Origin of the sequence: Ruegeria sp. HKCCD8929, from assembly GCF_013031405.1 — a bacterium.
Taxonomy (GTDB): domain Bacteria; phylum Pseudomonadota; class Alphaproteobacteria; order Rhodobacterales; family Rhodobacteraceae; genus Ruegeria.
Genome location: NZ_WPZY01000073.1, coordinates 1 through 8,829, shown reverse-complemented (window position 1 = coordinate 8,829; position 8,829 = coordinate 1). Strand labels below are relative to the sequence as shown.

The 8,829-nt window shown below is 57.2% G+C and carries 3 protein-coding genes; all 3 read left to right on the top strand.

Features of this window, described 5'->3' with window-relative positions:
- The first annotated feature begins 414 nt into the window (after nt 1–414).
- The 3 genes from GOX53_RS28150 to GOX53_RS28140 all read left to right on the top strand — a co-directional run bounded on the left by GOX53_RS28150 (nt 415) and on the right by GOX53_RS28140 (nt 8,725).
- On the top strand, nt 415–6,921 hold the full coding sequence (locus GOX53_RS28150; RefSeq protein ID WP_171182195.1) for an autotransporter outer membrane beta-barrel domain-containing protein: 6,507 nt from the start codon (nt 415–417) through the stop codon (nt 6,919–6,921).
- A gap of 4 nt (nt 6,922–6,925) precedes the next feature.
- Complete coding sequence (locus tag GOX53_RS28145; protein WP_171182194.1) at nt 6,926–7,459, top strand: invasion associated locus B family protein; 534 nt, start codon at nt 6,926–6,928, stop codon at nt 7,457–7,459.
- Between the two features lie 132 nt (nt 7,460–7,591).
- A complete protein-coding gene (locus GOX53_RS28140) occupies nt 7,592–8,725 on the top strand; it encodes a Hint domain-containing protein (RefSeq protein WP_171182193.1) in 1,134 nt (377 codons plus the stop codon).
- Nucleotides 8,726–8,829 lie beyond the last annotated feature (104 nt).

The window sequence follows — 8,829 nt, the reverse complement described above, 5'->3', positions numbered from 1 at the left end:
GAAGTGATAGGGTAAGGGGCAGATCCAACTCAGCCTTGATCCATGCAACACAGTTGTAGTCTGCAACCTCCACGCGATGACGGAGTGGGCTGGGATATCGGGTTCACGGGATCTGCATCGCTGCGATCGCAATGCTCCGGTTATACCCACAGATATTTTCGTGCTGATTTATCACACGTCGCACCAAGTTGTAACCTCTTCGCAAAAGCAATTGATTCAAACAATTATTATCAATAAAATTACACACATGTAATGAAGTTCTGAAAGCTGAGGTTTACACGATCAAAGGCCACCGGCGGTCCGCAGGAGGATGCGACGATCAATGCCGGACAGCCCCACAGACACATCTCCGTTGGTTCCAGTCAAGACAAACGTCAGGCCGGGTCAGGGATTTCTGGTTCAAGAGAGGTTTGAATGTATTTCTTTGGTTCTCTAGCCCAGGTTGGCAAAGATCCGTCGGTACCAGATAATCGTGCCGGGTGTTGTTCGAAACCCGGGCCTCACCCTGCATTCATCTCCGATTTCGGCCCCTTTAGCAGTGACATCGTTAGTGACGCAAATTCACTGTGTCGCGCGAGAAAAGATGGTATCCGGGATCGGATAAACGTCAACGTGCGGCACCTTTCCTCGACAAGCGGCCTCGCACTTGCCATCGCGTTGTTCACCGCACTGCCGAACATGGCCAGCGCCCAATGCCTGCTGAACGGAACCACGTCCACGAACACAGGAACCACCGGTAACGATACCATGTTATGCGATCCCACGAACGACCCGGCCGGCGGAAACATCTCTACAGATCGTGGCAGCGACACGATTACAGTCGAAGGTGGGGTCACGACGGGCCATATCAACGCACGCGGGGGACGAAATGACCGCGCCAGTGACGTTATCACGGTGACGGATTCGACCGTCAATGGGTCCATTACTGCAACAGCTGGAGGCGGCAATCGGGTGACCGTAGAAGGGTCAACGGTGACTGGTATTGCCATTGTAAACGGATCACTTGTCATAAGAGATTCTGACGTAGCCAGTATTCGAGCAAAGAGCGTGAACATAACCAATTCCACGGTTGCAGGTACGATAGAAGGCCGCTTTGGCAGCAGTGGAAGGGAGAATATCAGGCTCACCAACTCAACGGTTACCGGTAATGTGGTCACATATTCTGGGACTGATAATATCACGCTGGATGGTTCCACGGTTGAGGGTTCTGTCTTCATGGCGGGGCCGGCTCCAAGCTTCAGCGCTCGTCAGGGGTCCAATTTCACAATGCTTGGCAATAGTCGGATCGAAGGAGATCTAAACGGCAGCAATGGTGGCGGAAATGGCGGAATCCGCGATCATCCGGACCGTGTCACGCTCGCCGGAGGCACGATTGTCGGAAACGTTCGCATGTTTCGTGCAAGAGACCAGCTGACCCTGAGCGGAACCTCGGTGCTGGGCGATATCGACATGGGGGTTCACAACGATAGCTTTACTTGGACAGATGGGGCGATCGGGGGGCAGGTCTTGATGGGCGCCGACAACGACACCGTCACAGTCAGCCTGACAACCCGGGATGTCGATACCATTCTCGACGGTGGTACGGGGTTTGACAGCTTCCGCGTGATTGACGCCACCACCAACGTTCAGCCAGCAACCATCCGCGGGTTTGAGCGGGCGCAATCAATCCGGTCGGTAGTGACGTTCGATACGTTAATGCTGAATGGTGTAGATACACCCGGCGACAACAATCTGGCAACGGATCTGGAGGTCACGCGCGGCGATGTCACTTTAGGTGGCGCCAGCCTGCTGACAAACCTGTTGGGGTCGCGCGACGCGGAAATTCTGCGGGTCACCGACGACACCGTTGTTTCAGGCTCGATCGAGGGTGCTGGCAATCGGGATACCATCGAGATTCTGGGGAACGCGAGCGTGACCGTCGGTGTCTTCGGCGGCGGGGCCGGGCACAATGGCGGCGCTGATGCGGCGGATACGATCACCATCAACACCACGGGCTCGGTGGGAACCGTCGATGGTGGCGAGGGCTTGGATGCTATCAATCTTCTGTCGGGAACGGTGGGAACCGCTCTGGGCGGGACCGGCGACGATACGATCACGCTGGATGGCGCGACTATCTCTGGAATCATCGACGGTGGAGCCGACAATGACGCTTTCATCTGGTCTTCGGGCACGATGGCCGGCTTCCAGGGCGGCGACGGCTCCGACACGGCGACGGTGACGGCGGCGGAATACGATGGCACCCAGGTCCTCGATGGGGGCGATGATCTTGGCGTCGCGGACGGTTTCATCGACGTCCTGACCTTCGGCAACTTTTCGGGAGCGCTTAATGGTGCGACGCTTCTGAACTGGGAGGCCGTAGGCTTTGTCGCCGGGATCACCCAGCAGATCGATGACCTGGTCACGCTGCAGGTGCTGGCAAGCTGTGGCGGATCCACGATCCTGGGTGGCGCAAGCATGTCGGATGATGTTGATGGCTGTATTGACGACGATACCATGGAGATCTCCGGCACTTCGGTCATCGCCGTCGATGTCGACGGGGCGGGCGGTTCTGATACGATCACGGTCTCGGGTGACGCCAGCGTCACGGGCGCGGTTCGCGGCGATGGCGAAGGGCAGGATGCCTCTGGCGCATTCGACGACGCCGACACGATCACGATCAGCACGACCGGCACGGTCGGATCGGTACATGGCGGGGTAGGCGGTGACACAGTCGTTCTTTCGGGTGGAACCATTGGGTCAGCCACCGGGGACGATGGCGCCGACCAGATTACGCTGGACGGTGCGACGGTTTCGGCCACGATCGACGGCGGCGCAGATGCAGACACGATCGCGCTGAACTCGGGAACGGTGGCCGATGTGATCGGCGGCACCGGCAACGATACGGTCACGCTGGACGGAGCAACGGTCCTGGGGACCATAGATACGGGTGACAATGTCGACACGGTGTCCCTGCTTTCGGGGTCAGTGAGCAGGGTCGATACGGGCGGCAGCGCGGATACAATCACGCTGGATGGTGCAGTGGTTGCGGGGACGGTTTTCGCAGGCGCTGGCGATGACCGCATGACCTGGTCTTCGGGCAACATGGCCGGGTTCAACGGGGGTGACGGATCGGACCTACTTACAGTGACTGCGTCGGAATACGACCTGAGCCAGATCCTCGATGGCGGTGACGATGCCAGTGTGGCCGACGGGTTCATTGATGAGTTGACGCTTGATGGCGTGAACGGAGATCTCACCGGAGGCAACCTGATCAATTGGGAGTTCATCCACCTTGTAAACGTCGTATCAGTTATCGACGACCTCATTACCCCAAACCTCACCACCTGCGGCGGATCTCTGGTGCTGGGCGGGGCCAGCATGGTGGATGATGTCGATGGCTGTATTCAGGCCGATGCGATAGAGATCACCGGCACCACGGTAATCGCCAACGATATCGACGGGGCGGGTGGTTCGGATACGATCACGATTTCCGGGGATGCCAGCGTCACCGGTGCGGTCCGGGGCGATGGCCCGGGGCAGGACGATTCCGCCGCGCAGGACGCGGCCGATATCATCACGATCAACACCACAGGCAGTGTCGGATCCGTTCATGGCGGACAGAGCGATGACCGTATTGACCTGCTGGCTGGCACTGTTGGAGCGGCATTCGGGGGATCCGGTGAAGACATCATGACCCTGGATGGTGCGACTGTGACAGGAAATTTTGATGCGGGTGACGATGCAGACACAGTCAATCTGCTTTCGGGCCTTGCCGATGGTGTGACCAGCGGGTCCGGTAACGACACGATCCTGCTGGATGGGGCGACGATTACCACTGACGTAAGGGGGGCAGCCGGCGAAGACCTTATCACAATCACGTCTGGCCTGGTCGAGCAGGACGTCTATCTTGGTACACTAGCCAACACCACTACTGATGAAGACACGTTGGTGATGACCGGTGGTACAATCTCCCGCAATATTCGCGGCGATCGCGGCGATGACAGGATCGCGCTGCGAGGTGGCGATCTCGGGCAGGATGTGCTCGCGAATTGGGGCGATGACACGGTTATCCTGAACGGCACCACGGTGGGCGGGAATATTGATACTGGCCGGGACGATGATACGATCGTTCTGTTGTCTGGGTCGGTGACCGACGTTTTTGGTGGAAATGACGAGGATGCGGTCACGCTCAACGGTGCGACGGTTGCTGGCGTTCTCAGTGCCGGGGACGGGATGGACCTCGTCACGGTGCTGTCAGGCTCGGTGGGTGGGGATATCCGTCTTGGCCGGGACGTCAGCACAGATGAAGATACGCTTCTGATGACGGGTGGCACGGTCGCCGGCGGTGTGCTTGGTGATCGTGGGAACGATACGATCACACTTGGCGGCGGCAGCGTGGCGCTTGATGTGAACGGCGGGTGGGGTGATGACGTCGTCACGCTGGAGGGCGCGGGAGTAGCGGGCGAGATTCTCGGTGCACTTGGCGATGACACCTTTGTCTGGTCCTCTGGCACGATGGCCGGGTTCAATGGAGGCGACGGGTCGGACATCGCAACGGTGACGGCGGCGGAATATGACGGATCGCAGATTCTGGATGGTGGCGACGATCTCGGCGTGGCGGACGGCTTCATTGACGTCCTGACCTTCGGTGAGTTTCGGGAAACACTGAATGGCGCAAACCTTCTGAACTGGGAGGCCGTGGGATTTGTCGCCGGAATCACTCAGGAGATAGAAGACCTGGTCACGCTGCAGGTGCAGGCAAGCTGTGGCGGATCCACGACCTTGAGCGGCGCAAGCATGTCGGATGATGTTGATGGCTGTATTGACGACGATACCATGGAGATCTCCGGCGCCACAGTGATTGCCAACGACATCGACGGGGCCGGCGGTGCGGACACAATCACTGTGTCCGGTGAGGCGTCGGTAACCGGCGCTGTTCGGGGCGATGGCGACGGACAGGACGCATCTGCTACAGCGGATGCTGGCGACACTATCACGATAAGCACGACGGGTACTGTAGGCTCAGTGCATGGTGGCCTGGGCGGGGATACGATCGGTTTGTTGTCGGGGGCAATCGGAACGGCCTCCGGGGACAGTGGCAGCGACACAATCACGCTGGACGGCGCGGCCGTTGCGAGTGTCGTATCTGGCGGCAATGGGAACGATGCTTTCGCATGGGCCTCCGGAACGACGACCGGTTTCGACGGCGGCGATGGTTCGGACACTGCTACCGTGACCGCCACGGAGTATGATGGAACGCAGGTTCTTGATGGCGGCGACGATACCGACGTAGCGGACGGCTTCATTGATGCGCTGATGCTGCAGGGTGTGAGTGTCACCGTAAATTCCGGTAGTGTCGTCAACTGGGAAGCCGTCACCGTTCTTGATGGTACAATCGATTTCGGACCTGACATGACCGTTGGCAGCGGACCGGGGTTGGGGTTGATTGCTGGAAGCGATGGCATCATCAGCAGTTCAGGAGATTTCGCCCTGACCGGTGATCTTGTGACACTTACAGGCGGCACCTACCAGAACCGATCCGGAGCGGCAGCTCTCATCGATATCGTGGGGAATATCCGCAATGCCGGACGAATAAACATCCAGGATGGGGTCACCGGTGACAAGATCGCGGTGAGTGGCGACTATTCCGGTGGCGGCGCATTGCAGTTGGATGTCGATTTTTCCGGCGACACCGCCGATACGCTGGTGATCGCCGGTGATGTGGTTTCGGGAGGTACAACGATATTTGTTGCGGACATCTCATCTGGCGAAGCAAGCGGGAACGACATTTTGCTCATTGATGTTCAGGGAGCAACCAACGCCGGAGATTTCCAGCTCGCGAATGGGGAAGTGGATGTCAACGGCATGGTGTATGGTTTGCACCTGGTTGGGTCTCAGTGGTTTTTGCAGCTTGAGTTACTGCCGTCGAATGTCGTCTACGAGGTCTATCCGCAGACTCTGCATGCTCTCAACAAATTGCAGGGGCACCACAGGCGCGTTCAGGGACGTGCATGGCTGGCCGGCGGTGATCCGTTATGCCATGAAGAAAGAGAGGAGATGCCTTCTCAAGCCAATCCCTTGTGCCAGGACGCCGGACTTTGGATGAAATTCACGGGTGCTGTGTCCGATCTCGATCCCGAATTCTCAACAACAGAAGTGGATTTTGGGACCTCCGACATCGATTACGACATGCATTCCACACGGTTTGAACTGGGCTTCGACACACTGCTTGGCGAATACAATCGTGGAAAGCTTGCCGGCGGTATCTGGGCCTTCTATGGATCTGCATCCTTGTCCGGTTCGTCACCGGTCGCAAATGGCAATGTCGATACCGATGCCACTGGCGTTGGCGCAAGCCTGACCTGGTACGAGAACTCAGGCTTCTACGCCGACGCGCAGCTGCAATATACTGAATTCAAAAGCGACTTGTCGTCTGACGGCACACAGCAGGTATCGGACAACAAGGGTTCCGGTTACGCAGCATCGCTTGAGATCGGTAAGACCTTTGCATTGAACCCGTCTTTCTCACTAACGCCTGAGTTGCAGTACATGTATTACGATGTGGATTTTGACAGTTTCACCGGGGTGGGTGGCGAACCCGTCTACCTTGAAGACGGCAGCACTTCCGAGCTTCGGCTGGGTGGAACGCTGGAGTATCGACCTGACGCTACCGGAGCGAAGAACAACCGGGTTTATGCGACCGCCAACGTCTTTCATAAGTTCGATGCAACAACCGTGGTCAATTCCGCAGGTTCACCCCTGTTCAACAAGGCGCGCCCCTGGCGCGGCGAAATCGGCTTCGGCGGTTCGCACGAATGGATCGGGGCAAGTGGTGCACGCTCGGCAATCTATGGTGAGGTGACGGCCAGTTCCGAATTTGGTTCCGGCTGGAACTCGGGCAGTACCCTGAGCGGCAGCGTCGGATTCAAGATCGAGTTTTGAACAGATGCTCTATTCGGCTTCACTTTCTCACCGGCTTGGGCCCCTGCTTGCAGCGGCGGGATTTTGCATATCGGTGACAGCAAGCTCTGCGCAGGAACCCAATTCTCTTTCAGAAACCTATGGCAGCTGGACGCTGCAGTGCAAGACTGTCGCTGCATCTGATAACAGCAGCTCTGATCGAATCTGTCAGGTATCGCAAGAGCTCATACAAGCCGAAACCGGGAACCGTGTAATTTCTGCTGCGTTTACAACAGATCCACCCAAGATCACGCTTATAACGCCATTTGGCTTGCTGTTCACAGAGGGAGTCAGGCTGTCTGTAGCTGAAAAGGACTTGCCAGTTGCTTCCTTCACGACATGTCTTTCCTCCATCGGCTGTATTGCAGAACGCCAGTTGAATGCCGAAGAGATGGTGAGTTTGCGGTCCTCTCAGACACTCACCCTTCTTATGGTGAGCCGAAATGGTCAGAAATTACAGGCAAACCTATCACTCGACGGTTTTCGCGATGCCTCCACGAGGTTGGCAAATCTTCGATAGTGACGCATGCGCGGATCCGTCTCGGGACCCACACTCACAGCCAAGGTTCCGCCACATTTAGGCCGCGCATCACTCACCATTATTCTGTATTAGATGCACGGAATGCGTCTTTCACTGTCGGAAATTCTCTTAATGGCATACATCAGCGAGCTTCACTACTCGAACGCCTATGCCGGTGCATCGGGCGTTTCGGAGTTCCTCGAGGTGACGTTGAACCCGGGAGAGGACCCGGCGGATTTTACGGTCTCCTTTTATCAGCATACCGGAGCGGTCGGGATAGAGATCAACTTGGCGGATCCGGGTGTAATTGCGACCTTTGATCCGGCAACAGGCAAGACATTCTATGTGATCTCGGAAGATAACTTTCCCATTCAACTGACAGATCCTAACGGCGGCGGTGCTTCCAACTACGAAGCTTATGCACTGACCGATATTGGTGCTGACCCGGACGATGTCCTGAATTTTTTCGATATTGGCGGCGGAACAACGAACATCACAGCCGTAAATGGTTTGGCCGCCGGGGTCACCTCAACCAACATTGTTGTTCCGACGGGCCCAGGCGCCGCAACCTATTCAATTCAATTCAAGGAAGGGAACCCGGATCCAATTTTCCTGCCCGTCACGCCAGGAGGTCCGGTTTGCTTCTGCAGAGGGACGCGGATCGCAGCTCTGGTGGGGTCAATGAATGTGGAGGATTTGCGTGAAGGCGATCTCATACCCAACGTTGAGGGTGATTTCCGTGTTCTACAAAAGATCCTGAGGCAAGAATTTGGCGTTCGGGCTTTGTGCGACTCGCCAGCATTGCGCCCAGTCCGCATTACTGCCGGCGCATTGGGAAATGGTCTGCCCGAGCGGGATCTTCTGGTCTCGCGGCAGCACCGGATGGTTGTCTCCTCGAAAATCGCCAATCGCATGTTCGAGACGCATGAAGTTCTCGTTCCTGCGATCCTGCTAACCGAACTGCCCGGGATTTATGTCGACGAAACGGTTGAGGCCGTAGAGTACTTCCATCTGGTATTCGATCAGCATGAGGTCATTCGGGCCGAAGGAGCGCCCACTGAAAGTCTCTATCCTGGACCGGAAGCATTGCGTTCCTTGAGTCCAGAGGCGCGCGAAGAAATTCAGGCGATCTTTCCAGAAATCACATGTCCGGAACATGTGCCTGTTTCAGCGCGCCTGATTCCAGCCCGCCTGCGCCAGAAACGGCTGGTGGCCCGTCACAGAAAAAACTCCATGCCGCTTTTCCGCGCGACCTCAAGCCCTTAGAGGGTATTGCCAAGTTGTTCAGGCTGAGTGGCCTTGTTGGACTGTGTTGCAGGGATCGGACGCTCAAAGTACTCTCAGCGTTTTCTGCGACGCGAGCGACGGTC